The organism is Erysipelothrix anatis, assembly GCF_009828745.1.
GTDB classification, from domain to species: Bacteria; Bacillota_I; Bacilli_A; order Erysipelotrichales; family Erysipelotrichaceae; genus Erysipelothrix; species Erysipelothrix anatis.
The window spans coordinates 86,021-108,919 of the sequence record NZ_WTSX01000007.1 but is presented as its reverse complement, the minus strand read 5'-3'; the positions used below and the strand labels follow the sequence as shown (position 1 = coordinate 108,919).

Genomic DNA, 22,899 nt, shown 5'->3' with positions numbered 1-22,899 from the left:
GGTAATTTAATGAATGGATAAGGGCCACTTAAGTAGTAGGGTTAATCATCACCTTGACGAAAAAGTGGTTTTTTTGAGAAATGACTTAGGTGATTTTAGTTAAAATATTACCGTATTAATGTGCGTAAATAGGTTGGAAACACTTGATTAAATTCTGTTAGACTTAGTAAAACGGGTATGAGATAATGATCGGATTTATCATTGCATTGCTTGAGTCTTTAATACTCATGCTTATATTCAAAGGGAGACATCAGTATAGGTCCTATAATGATTCAATAATGAAATATTTCTTTCCGTCTTTTTCTGAATATAGCTTTCGTTATTTGATAAAACATGATTTATCGATGAGTTCTTATTTGCGTAGTTTAATCGGTAATTATGAGCTTATTTACGTACCATGTTTCAAATGATTGGGAGGGATGAGGTATGATTTTAATTCCATTAACTGTAATGGTTTGTGGTATTGCCTTAGTTGGCTATGCTCAAATTGAAAATGCGAAACTTAAGGATGATAGTGATGAAAAACGAATTAGAACATTGGTTTTTTGTAAACGAGGTGGCCTTATTTTAGGGTTAATCGCTATTTTACTTGCTAGTTATTTACAGGTTTAAATACAAAAAATGAGATGCTTATGAAATGTTTCTTGGGATGGTTGATTTATGGGTATGCAGTATGAGATGATAAATTCATATGAGGTGAACAATGAAACCATATGATTATTTAGTTGTGGGAGCAGGCCCATTTGGTTCTGTTTTTGCCTACGAAGCCCAAAAACAAGGCAAGCGTGTGCTTGTGATTGATAAGCGGGATCATGTAGGTGGTAATATGTATTGCAAAGAAATTGAAGGGATTCAAGTGCATTGGTATGGTGCACATATATTCCACACCAATAATCAAGCGGTGTGGGACTATCTTAATCAATTTGTTTCGTTTAATCATTATATTAATAGTCCAATAGCCAACTATAAGGGAGAATTATTTAACCTGCCTTTCAACATGAATACCTTTAGTAAATTGTGGGGCATTCGTTATCCCAAAGAGGCACATGCCATTATTGCCCAACAGCAAGCCGAACATTTTGTTGATGAACCAAAAAATTTAGAGGAACAAGCGCTCAAGTTAGTTGGTAGTGATATCTATGAAAAACTGATTAAGGGCTATACTGAAAAGCAATGGGGACGCGCTTGCACGGATTTACCGGCTTTTATTATTCGTCGACTTCCGGTGCGCTTTACCTTCAATAATAATTATTTTAATGATCGTTATCAAGGGATTCCTGTGAAGGGATACAATCATCTTTTTGATATATGGCTTAAAGATGTTGATGTGAAATTAAATGCTGATTTTTTTGCGGATCGTGATCACTATGAAAAAATTGCCGATAAAATTATTTTTACCGGTATGATTGATCAGTTTTTTGATTATCAATTTGGTGCTTTGGACTATCGTAGTTTGCGGTTTGAACATGAAATTTTGGATGAAGAAAATTATCAAGGTAACGCTGTAGTGAATTTTACAGACAGTGAAACACCGTATACGCGCATTATTGAGCATAAGCATTTTGCCTTTGGGACCCAAGATAAAACTGTCATCACGAAGGAATATTCAAAAGACTGGGAACTCGGTGATGAACCTTATTACCCTTTGAATGATCTTCCTAACAATCAAAAATTAATGAAATATCAAGCCTTGGCAGCAAACATGCCTAATGTTGTTTTTGGTGGTCGCTTGGGTGAATATAAATATTATGATATGCACCAGGTGATTGAAAATGCACTTAAGCTTGTCGAGCTTGAATTAAGTATTTGACTTTCAACGATTGTGTTTTTATAATAGTGAGCAAGTGAAGCGGAGAATAATATGAAACTGTTGAGTGTCGTTGTACCCTGCTATAATTCAGAACAATACATGCGTAAGAGTATTGATTCATTGTTGATTGGTGATGATCGCATTGAGATTATCATTGTTAATGATGGATCAAGTGATAACACCGCGCAGATTGCGGATGCGTATCAAGTTGATTACCCTAATCAAATTCGTGTCATACACAAAGAAAATGGTGGGCATGGATCGGCCGTGAATGTCGGTATTGAAGCGGCTACCGGATGGTATTTCAAAGTGCTTGATAGTGATGATTGGTTTGATGAAGATGCTTTGAGAGAGGTCTTGTCAATTTTAGCGAAAAACAGTCATAAACCAGAGCCACTTGATTTACTTATTTGCAATTATGTTTATGAAAAAGTTGGCGTCAAGCATAAAAAAACGATGAATTATCGTAAACAATTACCCATCGATTTGACTTTTTCGTGGCGTGAGGTTGAATTACAGCTGGGAACTTATTTGATGATGCATTCTCTGATTCATCGAACTGAAATCTTACAAAAGCATCATCCCAGATTACCTGAACATACGTTCTACGTTGACAGTTTGTTTGTTTTCAAGTCGCTTCCTTATACGGAACAAATCATGTATCATGATGTTAATTTATATCGCTATTATATTGGTCGTGATGATCAATCGGTGAATGAAAAAGTTATGATTCAACGAATTGACCAACAATTACGTGTAAACCAAGCGATGATTGCTTATTATGCTTCATTTGAAGATAAAAGATCGGCAATGGGTAATCCGATGTATCATCACCTCGAAATTGTGAGTGCGATTTCATTAATTATGATTCGCATATCGGACACGGAAGAGAGCAATGCTAAAGGGCAACAGTTACTTCGCGACTTTGAAGCGCAAGATGAGTTCACTTATCAAAGATTTAAACGAAGTTTTATGGGCTTTTGGTTGGTCAAAGAGAATGTTATCAGTCGTCGGTTTGTAATTCTTTTCTATCGTATCGCCCAAAAGATATTTGGTTTTAATTAACTGCAAACTTTAGAATAACCATATAAGACACGCTTTTGTGATATAGGCGGTCTTTTTTTGTCCTTAAGAGACTGCCAGGGTCTAATTTGATTTCAAAGATGAACAACTTGATTAACCATGTATGTGATAAATTTGACAGAATATGAGATTTTGTTCAAATAAAAAGCCGTATCACGTATGCTAAGTTTACATTTTATAATTTTAAGGGGTGTCATCATGAAACAAAAAATAAATCGGTTTTTACAACAGCTGGGTAAAAGTTTATTGGTACCTATTGGCCTATTACCAATCGCGGGTATCTTGATTTCAGTTGGTAGTTATTTTACGGGGAACATATTTAGTAGTTATACAATATTGCAGTCGGGTTCGTTTTTAAATCAGTTTATGGTTATTATGGTTCGGGTTGGCAAACTAATTTTTGAATTGTTACCCTTATTATTTGCAATCGCGATTGCTTTTGGTTTATCTCATAAGGAGAAAGAAACGGCTGCTTTTTCTGCAACAATTGCATATTTAGTTATGAATGTTACGGTAGCTACATTGATTGAAATGAATCCGAGCGCGAGTGATTCTGAATTGTTGCGTACAGGTATTAAGACTATCTTAGGCGTGAGATGTCTGGATACGGGCTTTTTTGGAGGAGTTTTGATTGGTATAGTCACTTCACAACTTCATAATCGATTCTATAAGATTGAATTTATTGAGGCACTGAACTTCTTTGGGGGCACGCGGTTTATACCCATCATTTCAAGTCTAGTAGCAATCGTATTAGGATGGCTTATATTTCTTGTGTGGCCTTATTTATTTTCACTTTTATTTCAATTGGGACTGCTTATTTCTAACTTAGGATATGTTGGTACACTTTTATTTGGATTAATCAAACGCAGTTTAATACCGCTGGGTTTGCATCATGTGTTCTACATGCCCTTTTGGCAAGGTGTGCTAGGCGGAACTATGGAAGTAGGAGGTGAACTTATCCATGGTGGTCAGAATATTATTTTTGCTCAACTGGCAACAGAGTCAGCGGGTCATCTCAGTGTTGAAGCCAGCCGTTTTTTCTCAGGAGAATATATTTTTATGATTTTTGGTCTCCCAGGTGCAGCATTAGCGCTTTATCATAGTGCTGATAAGTCGCAAAAAGATAAAGTGCGCTCACGGTATATGAGTGCGGCTCTTGTTTGTATTTCATTGGGTGTCACAGAACCAATTGAGTTTATGTTCATGCTTGTCGCCCCCGTCCTTTATACGCTTCATATCATTTATTCAGCCCTTGCCTATATGATTGCGCATATTTTAAATATTGCAGTTGGTATTACGTTTTCTGGTGGATTATTGGATTTATTTTTCTATGGAATACTACCTGGTAATGATCGTACCTCTTGGATATTGATTCCACTCGTAGGCATAATTTATTTTATTCTTTACTATCTTACTTTTAGATTTATCGTTAACAAACAAGACATCAAAACCTTGGGACGGATACAGAATGAGTCTAATGACGAAGATAAGGATAGTATGATAAGCACCATTCTTAAGGGATTAGGTGGTAAGGATAATATTGTGGATATTGGTAACTGTGCCACAAGATTGAGAATTTATGTAAAGGATGAATCCCTAATAGATGAAGGAATTTTAAATAAGTCTAATGCTCTAGGTGTCATGATTCAAGAACAGAATATTCAATTGATATTTGGTCCTAAAGTTGCAACTATCAAAACTGAAATTGATGAGTACCTACAGAATAACTAAATGAATTAAAAAATGAGCTGCTTACTTAGTGCAAGGGCTCATTTTTGTTTGTGTTTATAGCGTTAAGAGGAAATAATATTTTTAGTGAGAACCACTTATCCTTATAAGTTAAATTCATATTGCCATTATACTTATCCGTAATAAACTGGATGCTTTTAATGCCAAATCCGTGGTTATCTTTATTCGACTTGGTAGTTTCGGGAAGCCCAGTACTTAAGTCAATCACTTCATTACAGTAGTTTTCAATGTGAAACATAATAAATTGTTCCTTACGGAAGACACGGAGATTTATCAAGCGTTCTTCTTTTTTCTTGTTTTTTTCGACGGCTTCAATGGCATTGTCTAGCGCATTTCCGAATAATGCGACTGTATCCATGATGTCAAGATGATCCAGTAATTTACCATCTACAATGCAAGTAAAGGTGATTTCGTGATCAACACAATAGGCATTTTTTCTTGTTAATATGGTATCAATGATGCCGTTTCCCGTATTAATGCTGACACTGTATGCATTCAGAACTTGACTCATTTCAGAAAGGTATGCTTCTTTTTTGGGAAGTTCTTTCTCAGCTCTGATAATATCAATTTGATATTTTAAATCATGAAATTTCTGATTTATTTGTTCACTACTTTCGCGATAGGCAATATATTGTTCATACTGTGTTTGAAACATATTATTAATCGCGTTAATTTCAGTGAGTAGTCTTAGTTCATGTTTCTGTTTGTCTTGCAGATAGAGAATGCAAATACCACATAAATTGACGAGTGTTCTGGTAACGAAAATAGTTGTCGGTGAGCTGAAATGATTGGTCGAGGTTGATAATACAAACCCTACATTACTCATTGAGAAGATGATGATCACTGTAAATACGGCGATAAAGATATCTTTGGTACTCATTTCGGTTTGCGCACTGATATTGCCGCTTCGTTTTTCGAGAACGGAAGAACAAAGAATGAGTAAAAGATAAACTAGTGACATGAATGCAAAAGATATGGCAGAAATTGTTCGTTGTGGTGTCCAAAGCATATGACAGAATAGTTGCCATGCTAAGGAGGCAATGAATTCCGCAAATATGAAGGCCTTACTACAAATATAGATTGCGTTTCGGGGATTAATGTTTGTTGTGATGATGATTGTAATATACATCCAAACGACATTAAGAATCATTCCTGGTATCCAGAAGAATAAGGGCCATGTTCCGGCGAATGATTGGAGCAGGATTTGTCCAACTAAAGCCAAGCCAAGTAAGGGAATCCAGTTTTTTCTCTTACTTGCGGGAAGAATAAACAGAAGACAGGTGAGCCACTCTGCAATCGCGGTATAAAGTCGTGGTATATTCGGTAGATTTTCCATCAGTTTCGATTCTCACTTATGTAGTTGGTCAGTGCTTCAAGAAATTCTTTTCGACGCGGACGACTAATTTGTAGCTCGGATGAACCGACACTGACGATATTTTTTTCGACGCCTTGAACATATTTTAAATTAACGATGTAACTATTATTGCATCTAAAGAAGTTATAGGGGACAAGGGTTTCTTCCATTTCGCGCATTGTTTCTAAAATTGAGAATGTTTCTTCAAGTAAGTGGAAGCTTAAATAATGGCCTTCGCTCTCAATGTAGAGAATTTCATTTACATTGAGTTTTCGTATTCCCGAAGGTGTTTTAATTGATATAAAATTACTGCCTCTTTGAGCAATTTTATTGTTGATTTTTTTGAAGTGTTCTTGAAAGTTAAAATAGGTTAGTGGTTTTAATAAAAAATCACTGGCATTGACGGCATAACCGTAAATTGCCCATTGAACATAGTTAGTGACGAAGACAATATCAACGAGTGTATCGCGACTGCGAATTTCATGGGCGGTTTCCATGCCATCCATATGTGGCATTTGAACATCTAAATAGATTATGTCGTAATTACTATGGAAGTGATCAAAAAAAGAAAATCCACTTTCATATGAATCAACCGTTATGGCGATACCAAATTCTTTGGCAAAAGAGTTTAAATGGTTCACAAGTGTAGTGCGATGTTCTTCATTATCTTCGACGACAGCGATGCGCATAATATACCTCCTTATTTATGAGTGTTTATCATTTACAATCTAAGCGAAAATTGATAAAAAAGCAAGTTATGTTTCTTTGCAAAGCAAATTTCACACAGAATATGTGGTAAAAACAACAATCTACGAAGACGTAATTTTAACTTTACAAGGGAATGCTATAATCTCGAATATAGTATGAAAGCACTTTCGGAGGTTAAGATATGAAGCATAAAGAAATTATAAAGAATCTAACATTGTCAAATAAAGCAGCATTAATGTCGGGAAAAAATATGTGGGAAACAGTTTCGTATGTAGATAAAGAAGTTCCTTCAATTTTCTTATCTGATGGTCCTCATGGACTTAGAAAACAAACAGGTGCTGCTGATCATTTGGGTTTAAATGAAAGTCTACCCGCAACCTGTTTTCCTACAGCCGCAACCCTGGCTAATTCATGGGATGAGTCACTAATTGAAGCAGTTGGGTACCAAATTGGGGCGGAATCATCATATAAGGATGTTGATGTCATTTTAGGACCTGGTTTAAATATTAAGCGAAATCCGAAGTGTGGACGAAACTTTGAGTATTTTAGTGAAGACCCATTTTTAACGGGTAAGATGGCTGCGGCTCACATTCGGGGTATTCAGAGTAGTGGCACATATGCTTGTCCAAAACACTACGCTGTCAATTCACAAGAAACCATTCGAATGTCGTCAAACTCAATCATTGATGAACGCACTTTTAGAGAAATTTATATGACTGGCTTTGAAATTGCTGTAAAAGAAGGTAAACCTAAGAGTATTATGTCTGCCTATAATAAAATTAACGGTGTTTATGCTCATGAAAATAAAAAAATGCTGAGAGATATTCTTCTTGATGATTGGGGATTCGAAGGAATGGTTGTTTCTGATTGGGGTGGTAGTAATGATCATGTGCTCTCTGTTAAAAATGGTGCACATCTTGCCATGCCAACCGTTGGCCCAGATGGACAAAAACAAATTATTGATGCAGTTCTATCGGGTAAACTAAGTGAAGCGATACTGGATGAGCGGGTTGATGAATTGTTGGATGTGATTCTTGCCAAACAAGAAATTCCTAAAATAGCAAAAATCGACTATGATGCTCATAATGAATTAGCTCAGAAAGCGGCTCGAGAAAGTATTGTTCTTCTAAAGAATGAAGATCATATTTTGCCCTTAAAAAATAATGAATCGATTGCTTTAATTGGTGATTTTGTTAAAACACCACGTTATCAGGGTTCTGGATCATCAATTGTTAATCCAATGAAGCTGGTCAATACGCTAGATGAGATAAATAATTATCCATTGAATGTTGTTGCCTATGCGCAAGGATTTCAAAGAAATGGCCAAGCTGATCAAAAGCTCCTTAATGAAGCACTTGACGTAGCTTCAAGAGCAGATAAGGTCTTACTCTATCTTGGTTTGAGTGAACAAAGTGAAAGTGAAGGCATGGATCGTGAGCATATTAAATTGGCTGAAAACCAAAGAAAACTTGTTCAGGAGCTTGCTAAAGTGAATAAAAATATCGTTGCTGTGCTTTCGGCGGGATCGGTGGTTGAGATGACTTGGGATGTCGATGCCAAAGCTGTACTTCATACCTATTTATCCGGACAGATGGGAGCGTTAGGAATTTTGGATGTGCTTTGTGGTCATGTATCGCCTAGCGGCAAACTAAATGAAACATACCCACATTCATATCGTGATATTCCCTTTGCTACAGAGTTTCCAAGTACTGAAGAGGATGTTCTATACAAAGAAGGTATTTTTGTTGGGTATCGTTACTTTGATACCATTAACAAATCAGTGAAGTATCCTTTCGGCTATGGTCTAAGTTACTCAGAATTTAAATACAAGTCTATGAAAGCTGATAAAAAAGGAGTCACTGTTGTTATTGAAAATGTGGGTGAGTATGATGCTGCAGAGATTATTCAAGTTTACATTGCAAAGAAGAATTCTGCGATTCCTCGGGCTGGTAAGGAACTAAAAGCGTTCACCAAAGTATTCTTAAATAAAGGCGAAAGTAAGGAAGTTTTCTTACCACTTAATGAAATGAGTTTTCGAGTGTATGATGCATCTCTTAATCAATGGGTTGTTGAAGCGGGCGAATATAAAATTATGGTTGCACGAAATGTTAATGATGTCGAACTAAGCGAAGTAATTGAACTGGATGGCGTCGTTTTGAATCATATTGACGGAATTCAACCTTATTATTCAGTAGAACTGGAATCAGTGAGTGATTCTGTCTATTCAACATTATTAGAACGCGATATTGAGAGTATGCCTTATCAAAAACGTGTAACAATCGAATCTAATGACCCGATTAAGTGTATCCAATACGCTAAAAGTGGGCTCGCTCGTACTGTCTTTAAAGTAATGGACATGATTCTAAATAGAAGTAAGAAAAAAGGGAAACCGAATCTAAATATCTTATTCATTTACAATATGCCTTTTAGAGCTATTGCTAAAATGACAAATGGAATCGTGAGTGCGGATATGGTTGATGCTATGCTTGTCGTCGTAAATGGACGTTTTATTCGAGGTTTGCGTTTATTGATCAGTACTTTCTTCAGTAATCAAAAACTGGTAAAAGATAGTAAGAAAGCGGTGGTGTAGTATGGATGCGATAAGAAATTTTAAAGTGAAGTATCCTGATATGTATGAATTTATTATGTTTAACTTATTGAGTAATGTAGCAACGATTACCAACTTTGTTGTTTTGGCAATATGCATGTCGGTTTTATTTAAGTCGTTTAGTAGTATTCCCTTTCATTGGTTTATCTTTGACTACGCACCTGAAAATGGTGGTCTTGGTGGATTCTTAAGTTTCTTGCTTGCTTATGTAATCGCACAAATCGTTAATTTCATCGTTCAAAGGAAGTATGTCTTTGATTCGAATGTGAGTGTTAAAAAAGTAATTCACTGGTACATACTGACCGTTACTGTTGCAGGAATCATCTCGATATGGCTTCCTCCATATATTATCCAATTCTTAACACCATATGTGGGTGGTTTCGCAACGGTTATCGCTAATATTGTTAATATTGTTGTTCAGGTAGTGATTAATTATCCAATGATGAAGTTTAAGATAATGAAACGAGATGATTAAAAATGAAAAACTTAAGCATTATTGTTCCTAGCTACAATTCCGAAGCTTTTTTGGAACGGTGTATTGATTCATTATTAATTGATGATAATTCGATTGAAATAATTATTGTTAATGATGGATCAACTGACAATACACAAGCTATCGCGGAACAGTATCGAGCCAGATATCCAACTATTGTTAAGGTTCACCAACAAGCAAACGCTGGTCATGGTGGTGCTATTAATGCGGGTCTTGAATTGGTAAGTGGACGTTATGTTAAGATCGTCGATAGTGATGATTGGCTTGATCAGATTGCGTTGAAAGCTTTGCTAAAGCAAATTGAACATTTTTCTAAAACAGAAGCTGTTGATATGATTATTGCTAATTATGTTTATGAAAAAGAAGGCCGAAAAAGCAAAAAAGTTATGCGGTATACGAAATCCTTACCACTCAATCAGTACTTTGGCTGGGGTGAATTTAAACTCCCAATGGGTAAGTATCTATTGATGCATTCGATTGTTTACCGAACGCAAATGTTAAAGGAATTAAATTTAGAACTTCCGAAGCATTCATTCTATGTTGATAATATTTATGCATTTGTACCTTTACAGGCGGTAAAGACCATGTATTATATGGATGTTGACTTATATCGATATCACATTGGTCGCCAAGAACAGTCTGTAAATGAAAAAAATATGATTCGCCAAATTGATCAACAACTCTTTGTCAATAAAGTTTTAATCGATGAGTATAAACGCATTGAAACAGAGGAGATAAACCTTCGAAAATATCTGTTTCACTATTTAGAAATCATAACTGGTGTATCATCGGTTATGATGATTCGTAGCAACACGGAAGAAAACCTAGAAAAGAAAACTTGGTTGTGGAACTACATTAAAGAGAGTAACACTCCCTTATATAAAGACCTAAAACGGGGTCTTATAGGGGCGGTGTTAAGTCCTGATCTATGGTTAAATCGTAAGTTAACGATTGGTGTTTATAAAGCAATTCAAATAGTTTACGGTTTAAACTAGAAATCTAATTGAACCCACCATATGTTCTAGAAGTATTGCATAAAAATAAAATCTAGAATGTATAAGTTTTCACTTGAGAATTAAGTGGCGTAGTTAATATTACTAATAACTTCTCCCGGAAAAACAATCAAGTATAATTTGTTTCTGAGGCAGTGGTGGTACTTCTAACAATTTTCAAGATACTTTTCCCTAGTCTTTTAATGGTGACCTTAGTATGCTAGCCTTTCGTGGTATCAGTTTTAAAAGTACTTATTAGGAACTAATTAATGAAATTTTTGTGACCGTCTCACGGCGGTAAAGGAGAAAAAATGAAAAAAATTCAAAGTAAAAGAAAAAATGTTCAGAGTAAAAGAAAAAAAATTATTAAAACAGTTATTTCTACAATCATCATTATTGCTATGGTGATAGTAATTGTAGTTACAAATACTACTGTTTCTAACTTACTAAATAATAAGATGGTCACTAATGTGACTAAAGATTATTCAATTACAATTGATAATGAAAAAGCTAAGACCGATGGTGTCGATTTACAATACAATAAATCTGATTTCACTGCACAGGAATTAACTGATTTTGAAAACACTTTAAAGTACAACATGGTGGCAGAAGGTACAGTTCTGCTTCAAAATAATGATGATTATTTACCAGTTTCAAAAAACGAGACTTTTAGTTTCTTTAGTGCAAATGCAAAAACTAGATTCAATCCGAGCGCTATTTCAGCAATGTCAGGGGGGAAGTCAAACAACTTAAAAGATTTTATGGAAGAAGCTGGATTAATAGTCAATGAGGAGTTATGGAATTTTTATGCACAAGGAGATGGAAAAGGATATGGTTTGGGATCTGGCTCAGTTAATTATGGTCGAGACGAGGATTTCAAGATTAACGAAGCACCACTATCGATTTTAGAAAATTCAGGAGTTCTAGCCTCAGTAGAGAATACGATTCCAGTGTATGTTCTAAGTCGTGTAGCTGGTGAGGGTAGAGATATGCCTCGCTCAATGTATAATCATACGGATATTCAGGAAGATAAGGTAAAGCACTATCTCGAATTGGATAGCATTGAAAAAGAAATTATTTCTTATCTTAATGATAATTACGAAAATTTCATTCTTGTTTTGAATGTGAACTCTGCTATTGAACTAGGATGGACTGATGAGTTTGAAAATTTGAAATCGATTGTGCTTGCTCCAAATTTGGATACGTTAGGTGAAGTATTAACTGGTGAAGTAAATCCGTCAGGAAAGTTGGTAGATACATTTGCGAATGATGCACTAGCTTCACCAGCAGCGCAGAACTTTGGTAGTTACTACTATTATGATGAAACGGGTCAAATGTCAGACTACAATTATATTAGCTATTTGGAAGGAATTTATGTCGGCTATCGTTACTATGAAACCCGATATGAGGATGTTGTTTTATCGCAAGGAAATCCTGGCGAATTTCAATATGATGAGGAAGTCAGATATCCGTTCGGATATGGACTTTCCTACACTGAGTTTGAGTGGTCGAACTTCGCTATAGATTGGAACAAGGATATAGCAACGATTAACATTGAAGTCACAAATATCGGGGATGTTGAAGGTAAAGAAGTAGTTCAAATCTATGCTCAGTCTCCATATACTGATTATGATAAATTAAATAAGGTAGAAAAGGCATCAGTTGAACTTATAGGGTTTGCTAAGACAGGTTTGCTAAAATCCGGAGAAACAGAAACTGTTACAATTGAGATTAGTGAAGAACAGTTAAAGTCATATGATTACACTGGAGCTAAAACATATATACTAAGTCCTGGCACGCACTATATTACAGCTGCTCACGATTCTCATGATGCAATAAATAACATATTGAGTAACAAGGGATATACCAGTGTGGATGGCATGACATACAACGGCCGCGAAGATTTAGTTTCAGAATATATGCCTAAAAATGCTACAGAAGATTTGTTGAAATACAGTAAGGATACAGCGACCAATATGTCAATTTCAAACTTGTTCGATGAAGCAAATGGCGATTTGTTGTATTTAAGCAGAAGCGACTGGGAAGGTACATTTCCTAAACCTGATGGTGAAATTTCTGATGTAATTAGTACATGGGGTAATGAGATAAATGGTGAAATCGATGGGTTGCCTGCTTCGTTTGCGCGTAAAAAAACCGCTTCTAACGCCCTGCTTGATTCGATTAAGAGCAAAGATTCAAAAAACCCAGTTGAGGCAAGCTCAATTTCTGATAAACCAGTTTATGGTGAAAAAAACGGTCTTGATTTAATTGACATGCGTGGTCTGAATTTTGATGATCCCAAATGGGAACAATTACTTAATCAACTAAAAGCAGACGATTACAAAAAATTGATCGGAAATTCTGGGTACGGAAGTGACCCGCTAAAGTCAGTAGGTAAGTCTTACAATGTAGATGGAGATACTGCTTCTGGTCTTGTGTATGGCGGAACAGGAACTATGTTCTCGAAGATGATAACATTGGCTCAGACATGGAATAAAGATCTTGCATACGACTACGGTAAAGCAATAGGAAACGGTGCATTACAAGGTGGCGCAAATGGTTGGTATTCACCATCAATGAATATTCACAGAACTCCATTCTCGGGTAGAAACGGCGAGTATTATTCAGAAGATGGTTATTTATCTGGTGTGTTTGCAGCTCAAACAGTGTACGGGGCTTCTGAAAAGGGACTCTACACGTTTGTCAAACATTTTGCACTCAATGACCAGGAGAATCATCGAGGTGATTCGGAAGGACAAAATGGTTTAGTGACTTGGAGTAATGAGCAAGCTATCCGAGAAATTTATCTAAAGCCTTTTGAGGCAACCATGAAGGTTGGCGATGTTACCTTAGAATATGTTTCAACCACTGATGGAGAAACATTTATTAATAAATCAAAGCAAGTTCCAGCTAATATGGCGTTAATGACTGCCTTTAACCGAATAGGTACGACATGGACTGGTGGCTCGTATCCACTGATTACTGGCCTATTGAGGACTGAATGGGGATTTAATGGGTTTGTTATAACCGATAATGCGAATACTGGTGTATTTATGGACACATATCAAATGATTGAAGCAGGAGCGGATGCAAAACTCCTAAACGCAGAAGATCCAACCGATTATATATTCGATGAAAATGATCCAGCAACATATCATTATGGTAGAAAAGCTATGCATAGAATTTTGTATACAATAGCTAATTCGAACGCTATGAATGGAGCAATGAGCGGTAGCGTGTTCAAACAAGAGTTTAATCTTGGGGTAAGAACAACTGATTTAGTTCGTTATAGCATAACTGGAGCTGCCTCTTTGACAATTGTAGTCCTTGGTTGGTTTACATACAGACGTCATAGAAAATCAAAAAAAATCTCCTCATAGTATTAAAGTAGTGAAGGAAGTATGGTACGAAGATAGAAATTAATTTTATAGAATTACAAATAAAAAGAAATAATCCACCACCTGATTTTCGATATAAAACGAAAGGTTACGGATGTTTCTTTTTTTGTATGTTGAGTAGATTATTATATGGCAGATTCAACAGATGATAAGAAATCTTGGTGTGAAACTAAATATTTCTTATATCAATAACTTGTTGATGTATGTGGAGTCATGACAATTTAGTAAGTGTTCGAATAATTCGGGTAGTCATATTTGAGGATGGTAGTAAACTTTTATTAAATTATGAGCAAATTATGCATGTATTTCGGCAGAGTATGCATCTCTGTAAGGGTTTACTTTTTGGGTAGTATAATAATGTCAAAGGAGAAATAATATGAAAAACAAAAATAGATTTACAGGATTTATTGTAATTGCTTTAGCCACAGTGTTGATTTTATCTGGATGTGGTGCAAAAGGATCAGAAATTGCTGGGACATATACGTATCAAATTAGCCCAGAACAATTAGCAGGACAAACATCACATAACGGATTTATTTCAGCATTGGGGGCTTCGCAAATCAATACACTTGTACTTAATGATGATGGTACATATGAATATACTAAGCAAATTGTAGTATTAAATGATTCAGGAAAAGTGGATTCGAATGGAATTAATTTAACTCATAAATTCACTGGCAAGTATACATCTGAGGATTTTGTTGTTACCTTAGAGTCGCCTGAAGATAATGAATTTGATGAAAATTGGGCATCGCTTAGTGAAACAGGATATTTATTAAACAGTAGTGGAAAAGCTTCGGCTGGAGACTTAGTACAAGTAAAGGAAGATGAGTTTCATAAACCCTTAGACTTATTCCTAACAGAGTATTATTTGGATAGTGAAAAACATGATTCAAGTGTTGTTGTAACGGTTGATAAAGAAACATCGACTTTTACATACAATGAAACAAAAAGTTCCGATGATGAATAAATTGTAATAAATTTCACTTGGGAGGTACTCATGAAGAAAAAGAAGAGAGGTAAAAAAGGATTTATAGGTTTAACTTCGACAATGATGATCATTGGGATTGTCTTGACTGTGGCTTTAAACAGTGTGGCAGCATATTGGGAAAAACCATTGTCGGATTACTTTGGGGTTATTGGAGAGGGTAGTACGGGTGATACTTCTAATTACTTGTTCCCAAGCGAATTTGCATCGGAAGAAGAACGTAAAACTGCTCAAGCAGATTTAACTGAACAAATTGTTGCTGAAGGGACCGTTCTTTTGAAAAACAATGGTGCTTTGCCATTTACTGATGCGAAAAAAATCAGTTTGTTTGGTATATCTTCAGCCGGGAAAATTGTGTCAGGAAGTGGGTCTGGAGCGGTTTCTGGCGAAGTGAAATCACTTAAGGAATCCTTAATAGCTTCGGGGTATGAAATTAATGAAACTCTATACGATTTTTATGCTAATTCTACTCATTCTCATGGTTCAGGCGCAGCACATGGTGGTGGTAGTGCAAAAGGAGACTGGAAAATTGATGAGGTGCCTCAAAGCGAGTATGCTTCAGAAGTATTTAATTCCTATGCTTCATACAATGATGCAGCCATTGTCGTATTTTCTCGAAAAGGTGGTGAAGGTGGCGATTTGCCTACTGAAATGTCACGTTTTGGAGGGAATGCTGAAGATAATTACTTAAGTTTATCACAAGAAGAGAAAGATCTCTTACGGTCAATCAAGGATTCTGGAACTTTCGCTAAAACACTTGTCATTATTAATTCTGCAGGTGCAATGGAACTTGGCTTTGTTGATCAAGATGAATATGGTGTCGATGCTGCCTTGTGGTACACAGGTACTGGAAGTAACGGTATCGATGCTATCGGAAAAGTGATCAATGGTGAAATCAATCCATCAGGATAACTTATTGATACCTATGTGTATGACAATAAGTCCTCAGCAGCGATGCAAAACTTTGGCGATTATCGATATGTTGATGCAAATGGTGAACTTACAGGACAATCATATGTGAATTATGGTGAAGGTATCTATGTAGGTTACCGTTATTATGAAACCCGATATGAAAATCAAGTAATCGGGACAGATGGTGTAGGCGACTATGACTACAAGTCTACAGTGAAATACCCATTCGGACACGGTATATCATATACTGAATTTACATGGGGTGAACAAAAACTAGTTGAAGAAAATGGCTCTTATACCATGAGTGTAGAAGTCACAAATAGTGGAACAGTTGCGGGTAAGGATGTTATCCAACTTTACGCTCAGACACCTTATACGATTGGTGGTATTGAAAAATCATCAGTGCAGTTAGTTGGTTACGCTAAAACGAAAGAGTTACAACCTAATGAAAAAGAAGTTATTGAAATTAAGTTTGATCAAAAAGATTTAGCTTCATATGATTACATTGGTGAGAAAACTTATGTACTTGATTCTGGTTCGTATTATATCACTGCAGCAAAAAATGCTCATGATGCTGTCAACAATGTTCTTAGTGCAAAAGGATTCTCTACTGCAAACGGAATGGATTATGATGGTAATTCATCACTGGTCTCACAGTTTGATGTTGCCGAAAAAGTATTATTCAATACTTCGGTGACAAATTCTGAAATTACTAATCAATTTGATGATGTGATTGCTGAAGATGCCTTATATCTTTCTCGTAGTAACTGGTCAGTTCTTGATAATGGGCAGCTTGAGTATGCGAGTTCTTCAATTTCCGGTGTTTCAGAAGTTACTGATTTAGAAGGCAATGTTGCCACACTAACCATTAGTGAAGCGTTACGTGATGCCTTATCGGCTGAAGGGTATGATGCATCAGGTGCTCCGGCCATTGATTCAGTGGGCTATCCAAATAAAGATTCCTATAAGTATGATGAAAAAACTAATTTAGTTCTTTCAGATATGGTAGGACTTCCATTCGATGACCCAAAATGGGATGAACTTCTTAATGCAATGAAACTAAGTGAACAACATGGTCTATTCAATAAATCAGGTTACGGTACTGCGGCTATTGATAGCGTTGGCAAACCTAAGACTTTTGAATACGATGGTCCAAGTGGTATTTCAAACTTTATCACTGGTGAAAGTGGTTTTGGTTTCCCTACCAGTACTATGGTTGCGGCAACCTTTAACACGGATTTAGCTGCTGAATTTGGTAAATTAGTCGGCGAAGATGCAATCAATACGAAGACGAGTGGTTGGTATGCGCCGGCAGTTAATATACATAGAACACCATTCTCTGGCAGAAACTACGAGTATTACTCCGAAGATCCATATTTGTCAGGAAATGTAAGTTTGAATGTGGTTAAGGCAGTCCAGGACAAAGGTGTTTATGTGTATGTAAAACACTTTGCACTTAATGATCAAGAAACAAACAGAGCTGCTTACAATTCGGTTGCGACTTGGTCAAATGAACAAGCAATTCGTGAAATTTACTTAAAACCTTTCCAAATGTCGATTGAAACTGGTGGTGCGAAAGGTCTCATGATGTCGCTTAATAGAATTGGTTCAACCCATGCAACCACAAATTATAACTTAATAACAAATGTAACGCGTGGTGAATGGGGCTTCCAAGGGGTAATTATCACTGACTATATGTCTGGTATGAGTCCTGAGTTTGCGGATCAATTCCTAGCAGCAGGTGGCGATATGTTCCTTGCTACTGGTGCAATTCCGTTAAGTGATGCAAAGCAAGACTGGAGTCGAGCTGAATTACGACGTTCAAGTAAGAATGTTCTCTTCAATATTGCTAATAGTTTAGCAATGAACGGACTAACCGATGGTGGCACCTTCAGTAATGGAATCGCTGTCTATCAAATCGTCTTGTGGATTGTAGATGCATTGGTTGCTTTTGGCTTGTTTATTTCTGGCAAGAAAGTTTACACTATCGGCTATTTTGCCACTAAGGAAATAGATTACGATGAATTTGAATTTTTTAAAAAGGGAAAAATAAGAGAGCTGGTTGATCAAAACAGTCTTGGTGAATTGACACAGATGTTTGATTTTATTCAAATAAGGAACACTGCTGATATTGATTGGTCGTTTAGTGAAGGAGTTAGATTTTTACTTGAAGAGTTTAGATTACGGAATACTATTTTATCAATAGCTTTCTATAAAAAAATTCTTCAAACAGTAAAAGATAGTTGGACTATTACTTACATTGTAAATTCTATAGAAAATCAATTAGGATTTGAAAAAGCGTTTGAGTTATTTGATGAACCATCATTCACTAATAGTCAAACTTTAAAAACTATTTTGATTCTAAGCAGTAAAAGTAATAAAAGGCAAGAGAGGATAATAAAAACTTTAGACTATGAGTCCGATGCAATAAAATATGTTATTTCTATTGATGAGCTATTTGATATTTGTCAAGGTAATACAAAGGTGATTCTAGAATACACAAGTAGATTAGAGAGTTTAAGCAAGGAAGAACCAAACTTAATTATTGAGTTTTTAAGACCACTTCAAATCGATAACAGTGAACTTCATAATTGTTTTGAAGGTATAAATAGTGAAGGCGACAATAAGAAATTCCAAAAAATATACCTTTCAGCCATGATTTATAAGAACAGTTTTGATTTCAATAATAATATTCTATCATTTCTTCTAGAAAAAGATAAAGAATTTTTAGATACGTATATTGATTTAGCACTAAAGAATAATATACCTAATATGGTTACAAAACTTACTGTAATTTGGAGCATGAATAACTATATGGAACTCGCAGATCTCATTTTCGAGAGAATTAGTGAGTTTGAGAGCAAAGATAGAATATATTTATCCTTAGGAAGATATGATGCGTTTTTTATCGATAGTCCAAGTTGTAATAAGTGGATTGAGTCATATATAGATAATAAATACAATCAAATTGATTTGATGAAGATATTGTTTAAGTTGTTAAGTACTGCAACTACAGAAAGAAGAAAATTATTTGTACTAAGGTATTTATCACTTAATAAGGACTTTAGTCATTTTAAGCAAATTTCTATATTACCTATGTCTCAAAGCTTTTCAGGTAGCAGAGTTCCATATATCGAGAAGGATGTCGCTTTTGTCAAATCTATTCGAGACTCGTTAGAAGGTATCGATTATCTTGAACATAGAGTTTACTTTGAAGATATAATTGGCAGTCAACAAAAAGAGATAAAAAAAGCTCTATATGATGAATATCTGGAGCGTTTTTAGTTCAAAGTAGTTGTAATTTAAGAGATTTGATTACTCTTCCATATATATCAATTATATTTTTAGACGGTACAAAGTGATGTCAAATTGATGTCAAAAACTTCGATAACCATGAGAATAGTGATAATACGGAGAAAAATGGTGTCTAAATAGCCTTTAAAATGGCTGATTTGAGACTGGTGATACGATTAAGGTTGTAGAGTGGGAGTAATTAAATGTACATGCTCTTAGCTATCTAGTATTGCCGAGATACTACCGCCATCATTTCTATGATGGTGGTTTTTTTATGACGAAGTGATTCAGTGTATTTGAAATAAGTAAAACTATTTTAGCTAAATAGTGGTGCACCGAAAAGTGTAATTCAAGTAAGTTGAATTTTGTAATTATTCATTATTAAAAATTATTTATACGTTTTGAGTCGTAGGATTTGAAACTACTTCCTATTTAGAAGTAAATTAGTAAAGTAGAGTACTTCATAAAAAATGCTAAAAACAATGATATAATTAATTCGGTTAGAAATGTTTTAAATAAACGAAAGGCGTGATTTATATTCTATCCATATATGAACAATATAAAGAGGAAGTAATTATTCCTATGTTGGCAAAAAATCCGAAGAATGTTTATTCTGATTTGTTTTTTATTACAAGGTTGGGAAAAGGTCATCCAAATAATATGACGATTATGGTAATTGGCCAAAATGCTAGAATCGAAACGAAATTTCACTCAGAAGCATTATCGAATCAACAAAACTATTATAATGGCTATTTAGAAATGCAAGTGTATGGAGTAAATAATGGTCATAAAAGAAACTCTTCTCCCTTTTGGAAATTTATTAGAGACTTGAAATTTCATGAGTATGAAATAATATGGAATAATATTGACAAAATTAATAGAATTGAAAATGGAAAATTCAAAGATGCGACAGAGGGAGATGAATTAATTATAAACTCCGTATATGGAGAAGATAATAAAACCCTACTGGAAAGAGAAATTGAATATTTTAACCCCGACATCTTATTGTTTTTAACGGGTCCTCATTATATTAAATCAATGTCATCGTCACTTCAAATTGATGAGGCCGTGTTGATTGGGATGAAACCTAGTCGGAGTGAGACTATAGTTGACTTAACATCAACATTAAATATAGGTGTAAAAGCTTTTTGGACTTACCATCCGAACTATTTGAATAGAACTTCTGGTTTTAGTAAAGTTATCGAATATGTTAATAAAATGACTGCTTAAATAGAAATGCCAAATTTGGCTCTACAATGGTATGGTGAATATGTAAATCTGTTTATAATAAAGTACAATGCAGAAATGAAATATAAACCCGTCCATGTTGTTTGAAATGGAGTGGTTATCTTTAACGATACTCGTGAAACAGTAAAAGTATGATCAATACATAGCGTTATTTCTTCAATTTTAGAAAAGTTCGTTAATTGGATACGTATGGCATCTTAATGCGAATTGATTTAGGGCCAAGCGTGATGAAGTCGAAGAGGTGATTAATGCCTCCGCGCTTAGGACATAAATCAGGAGTCATAGGTGATAAAGTACCTCTGAATAAAAGGCAATGAGTTCCATTGATAGATTTCTTATGACACAACTTTTTGAGAAACGTATCCTCTTTTCTTTAATATTTAAGAGCAATAGTAAAGAATGAGACATAGACGTAGTAATTCTCCTTTCTGCATTGTGTGTAATTACTCAAGCATATCGGAGATCACTATGTCTTTTTATGTACTTACTCAGTCAGTTGCAAATATCAGACAGATGAAAATATGGTGTCAGTGAGCATGAATCTCAATAACACCAGAAATTTTAGACCCATATTAAGGTAAGGTCGTTTGCATGTTGTCGGGGAAAAATCAGTACAAAACTTAATTGCGAAATGTCGGGAAATCCATAACACTACATCTTTCAATTAATTTTTAAGTATTCTTCTTTTCTATTTTGCTTGGTGCAGTCAAAAGGCTAGAAACGGCAGAAAACATATAACTTGGGTTAATCCAATATGCTTGTTTAGTCATATAATGAGAGGATAAAACGTCATCTTGATCAGTTGGCTTATTAATCCAATTAAACGGTGTGTCTAAGTACATTGCATTTGAATCTTCTACATAGCTTCGTTTAACAGCGTCAGGGCGAACGTGAACTATTAGGTTATGTGATATCTTCATAAAATTATTGCTTACAGTATAAGAATTGGTGTTTTTCCCTTCTTTATAAGTCAGAATTACTCCTTCTTTTATTTTTCTTTTTGTATCTTCAAATACGCGCTTAACTTCATTTTCTATATGGTTGAGTGGCATACGCCAGAATTTAACACCTTTGAAAATTTCGTCAGAGTCAGTTATTTCATATACAGCGAGTAAGAACTTGGTTTCGGTTAGATACTCGTAGAGTCTAGATTCTTCAAATTGCTCATCCACATTAGTAAAATCAGCAGTCCAGTTTTGTAACTTAAAGCCTTCTGTTGTTTTATTTACTTTTTTCTTACCCCTGGTGTCAACAGTGACAATTTTAAGCGCAATATTTGCTTTTTCAAATTCTTCGGTCTGATCCGCATCTCCATTAAGGTTCAGCATTTTGTTAGCAATAATGCGTGAGCTAGCTTTATCGTTTTTATCGGGAATTATTACATCGAATATCTTGGCTAGTTCGTTTTTTGACTTACCAATATAAGGTGTAAACTTATCTTTAATAATATCTTCAAAACTTCTAACTTCTAATTCCTTAGTATTAGTTATGAGTTTCTCTCCAGAGATGTAATCTTCGTCCATATATTTTCGAGCTAAACTGGTCATATAGCAAGTTTTAAGAGTGAATGAACGCCTGTGAGCTTTTACATCAGAAAAGGGCTGGGTCGTCATATTTGCTTCGGTTTTAGAACCTTTAGTTGTCGCTCCTAAGTATTGCGTAAGAGAATCTGATAGTTCTTCAGCTTTCCCTTGTTTAATCATATCTGTGATTGTTAGCCAATCATTTCTTATAATAAGTAGATCTTCGTAAGGTAATTCTTTTAAATCTAATGTTAGTGCATTTTTAATAATCAAGTCTGGGCTTATGGCACCTTCTATATGCTCGTAATACATTAACTCAATTTGGTTAGCTTTTTCTAAAAATGAGGCATTTTCGAAAGTCCGATTGATTTCATCATGGAAATCAAAAATATTTAGAACAAGTCTCTCTTTAGCTGACCAACCTGCTTTTGTCATTTTTATTGGGGTAACTTTAATTTCTAGGTCTAAATAGGGAATGTCTGCCTCATTTCTACTGTTGTTTGGTACGTAGAACCAATCAGATTCAATTGAATTTCCTATCCAACCTTTATTGTTTGGTTTGTCATGATATTTCTGAAGCGTTTCACTAGAAACTAAATCTCGTATTGGTTTGTTGATAGCGCTTAAAGCTTTATTATGAACTTCGTTTACTGATTTCCATCTATAATTAGACATTTGAATCCTCCCCTTGTAGATTGATATGTTTACATCATATCACGCAAAGTATGTTAACGTTAAG

The 22,899-nt window shown here is 35.2% G+C and carries 15 protein-coding genes; 12 read left to right on the top strand and 3 right to left on the bottom strand.

The window, feature by feature from the left end:
* Positions 1 to 426 precede the first annotated feature (426 nt).
* From GVV19_RS06665 to GVV19_RS06650, 4 genes are all read left to right on the top strand, one after another.
* Positions 427 to 612: a hypothetical protein gene (locus tag GVV19_RS06665; protein ID WP_159646574.1), complete on the top strand. Its 186-nt coding sequence runs from the start codon at positions 427 to 429 to the stop codon at positions 610 to 612.
* 91 nt (positions 613 to 703) lie between these two features.
* Positions 704 to 1,810: a UDP-galactopyranose mutase gene (gene glf / locus GVV19_RS06660; protein WP_159646572.1), complete on the top strand. Its 1,107-nt coding sequence runs from the start codon at positions 704 to 706 to the stop codon at positions 1,808 to 1,810.
* Between the two features lie 51 nt (positions 1,811 to 1,861).
* Positions 1,862 to 2,875, top strand: a complete 1,014-nt coding sequence (locus GVV19_RS06655) for a glycosyltransferase family 2 protein (RefSeq protein WP_159646570.1) — start codon at positions 1,862 to 1,864, stop codon at positions 2,873 to 2,875.
* A gap of 216 nt (positions 2,876 to 3,091) precedes the next feature.
* Entirely contained in the window at positions 3,092 to 4,624 is a 1,533-nt protein-coding gene (locus GVV19_RS06650) for a PTS transporter subunit EIIC (protein ID WP_159646568.1), read from the top strand.
* Between the two features lie 25 nt (positions 4,625 to 4,649).
* Here GVV19_RS06650 and GVV19_RS06645 read toward each other — a convergent pair whose 3' ends face one another.
* Both GVV19_RS06645 and GVV19_RS06640 read right to left on the bottom strand, forming a co-directional pair.
* Entirely contained in the window at positions 4,650 to 5,978 is a 1,329-nt protein-coding gene (locus GVV19_RS06645; RefSeq protein ID WP_159646566.1) for an ATP-binding protein, read from the bottom strand.
* Positions 5,978 to 6,685, bottom strand: a complete 708-nt coding sequence (locus tag GVV19_RS06640) for a LytR/AlgR family response regulator transcription factor (protein ID WP_159646564.1) — start codon at positions 6,683 to 6,685, stop codon at positions 5,978 to 5,980. Before GVV19_RS06640 ends, GVV19_RS06645 begins: the two co-directional genes overlap by 1 nt.
* A 200-nt stretch (positions 6,686 to 6,885) precedes the next feature.
* Here GVV19_RS06640 and GVV19_RS06635 point away from each other — a divergent pair, with 200 nt between their 5' ends.
* The 8 genes from GVV19_RS06635 (at position 6,886) to GVV19_RS06600 (ending at position 20,619) form a co-directional block, all read left to right on the top strand.
* Positions 6,886 to 9,294 carry a glycoside hydrolase family 3 C-terminal domain-containing protein gene (locus GVV19_RS06635; protein ID WP_159646562.1) on the top strand — a complete coding sequence of 803 codons (2,409 nt, stop codon included), beginning with the start codon at positions 6,886 to 6,888 and terminating at the stop codon, positions 9,292 to 9,294.
* 1 nt (position 9,295) lies between these two features.
* Positions 9,296 to 9,787, top strand: a complete 492-nt coding sequence (locus GVV19_RS06630) for a GtrA family protein (protein WP_159646560.1) — start codon at positions 9,296 to 9,298, stop codon at positions 9,785 to 9,787.
* Between the two features lie 2 nt (positions 9,788 to 9,789).
* Complete coding sequence (locus GVV19_RS06625) at positions 9,790 to 10,800, top strand: glycosyltransferase family 2 protein (RefSeq protein WP_159646557.1); 1,011 nt, start codon at positions 9,790 to 9,792, stop codon at positions 10,798 to 10,800.
* Positions 10,801 to 11,108: 308 nt separating this feature from the next.
* Entirely contained in the window at positions 11,109 to 14,177 is a 3,069-nt protein-coding gene (locus GVV19_RS06620) for a glycoside hydrolase family 3 N-terminal domain-containing protein (RefSeq protein WP_159646555.1), read from the top strand.
* A gap of 394 nt (positions 14,178 to 14,571) precedes the next feature.
* Complete coding sequence (locus GVV19_RS06615) at positions 14,572 to 15,165, top strand: hypothetical protein (RefSeq protein WP_159646553.1); 594 nt, start codon at positions 14,572 to 14,574, stop codon at positions 15,163 to 15,165.
* Positions 15,166 to 15,195: 30 nt separating this feature from the next.
* Positions 15,196 to 16,095: a glycoside hydrolase family 3 C-terminal domain-containing protein gene (locus GVV19_RS06610; protein ID WP_159646551.1), complete on the top strand. Its 900-nt coding sequence runs from the start codon at positions 15,196 to 15,198 to the stop codon at positions 16,093 to 16,095.
* 15 nt (positions 16,096 to 16,110) lie between these two features.
* Positions 16,111 to 19,380: a glycoside hydrolase family 3 N-terminal domain-containing protein gene (locus tag GVV19_RS06605; RefSeq protein WP_159646549.1), complete on the top strand. Its 3,270-nt coding sequence runs from the start codon at positions 16,111 to 16,113 to the stop codon at positions 19,378 to 19,380.
* Between the two features lie 591 nt (positions 19,381 to 19,971).
* On the top strand, positions 19,972 to 20,619 hold the full coding sequence (locus GVV19_RS06600) for a hypothetical protein (protein ID WP_159646547.1): 648 nt from the start codon (positions 19,972 to 19,974) through the stop codon (positions 20,617 to 20,619).
* Positions 20,620 to 21,308: 689 nt separating this feature from the next.
* Here the strand turns inward: GVV19_RS06600 and GVV19_RS06595 are convergent.
* Positions 21,309 to 22,835, bottom strand: coding sequence for a Sau3AI family type II restriction endonuclease (locus tag GVV19_RS06595; protein ID WP_159646545.1), 1,527 nt, complete (start codon positions 22,833 to 22,835; stop codon positions 21,309 to 21,311).
* Between the last annotated feature and the right edge of the window lie 64 nt (positions 22,836 to 22,899).

Bases quoted from the DNA above. Each gene is read 5' to 3' on its own strand.
- GVV19_RS06665 (WP_159646574.1), top strand. From the start codon at position 427: ATGATTTTAATTCCATTAACTGTAATGGTTTGTGGTATTGCCTTAGTT.
- glf (WP_159646572.1), top strand. From the start codon at position 704: ATGAAACCATATGATTATTTAGTTGTGGGAGCAGGCCCATTTGGTTCT.
- GVV19_RS06655 (WP_159646570.1), top strand. From the start codon at position 1,862: ATGAAACTGTTGAGTGTCGTTGTACCCTGCTATAATTCAGAACAATAC.
- GVV19_RS06650 (WP_159646568.1), top strand. From the start codon at position 3,092: ATGAAACAAAAAATAAATCGGTTTTTACAACAGCTGGGTAAAAGTTTA.
- GVV19_RS06645 (WP_159646566.1), bottom strand. From the start codon at position 5,978: ATGGAAAATCTACCGAATATACCACGACTTTATACCGCGATTGCAGAG.
- GVV19_RS06640 (WP_159646564.1), bottom strand. From the start codon at position 6,685: ATGCGCATCGCTGTCGTCGAAGATAATGAAGAACATCGCACTACACTT.
- GVV19_RS06635 (WP_159646562.1), top strand. From the start codon at position 6,886: ATGAAGCATAAAGAAATTATAAAGAATCTAACATTGTCAAATAAAGCA.
- GVV19_RS06630 (WP_159646560.1), top strand. From the start codon at position 9,296: ATGGATGCGATAAGAAATTTTAAAGTGAAGTATCCTGATATGTATGAA.
- GVV19_RS06625 (WP_159646557.1), top strand. From the start codon at position 9,790: ATGAAAAACTTAAGCATTATTGTTCCTAGCTACAATTCCGAAGCTTTT.
- GVV19_RS06620 (WP_159646555.1), top strand. From the start codon at position 11,109: ATGAAAAAAATTCAAAGTAAAAGAAAAAATGTTCAGAGTAAAAGAAAA.
- GVV19_RS06615 (WP_159646553.1), top strand. From the start codon at position 14,572: ATGAAAAACAAAAATAGATTTACAGGATTTATTGTAATTGCTTTAGCC.
- GVV19_RS06610 (WP_159646551.1), top strand. From the start codon at position 15,196: ATGAAGAAAAAGAAGAGAGGTAAAAAAGGATTTATAGGTTTAACTTCG.
- GVV19_RS06600 (WP_159646547.1), top strand. From the start codon at position 19,972: ATGTTGGCAAAAAATCCGAAGAATGTTTATTCTGATTTGTTTTTTATT.
- GVV19_RS06595 (WP_159646545.1), bottom strand. From the start codon at position 22,835: ATGTCTAATTATAGATGGAAATCAGTAAACGAAGTTCATAATAAAGCT.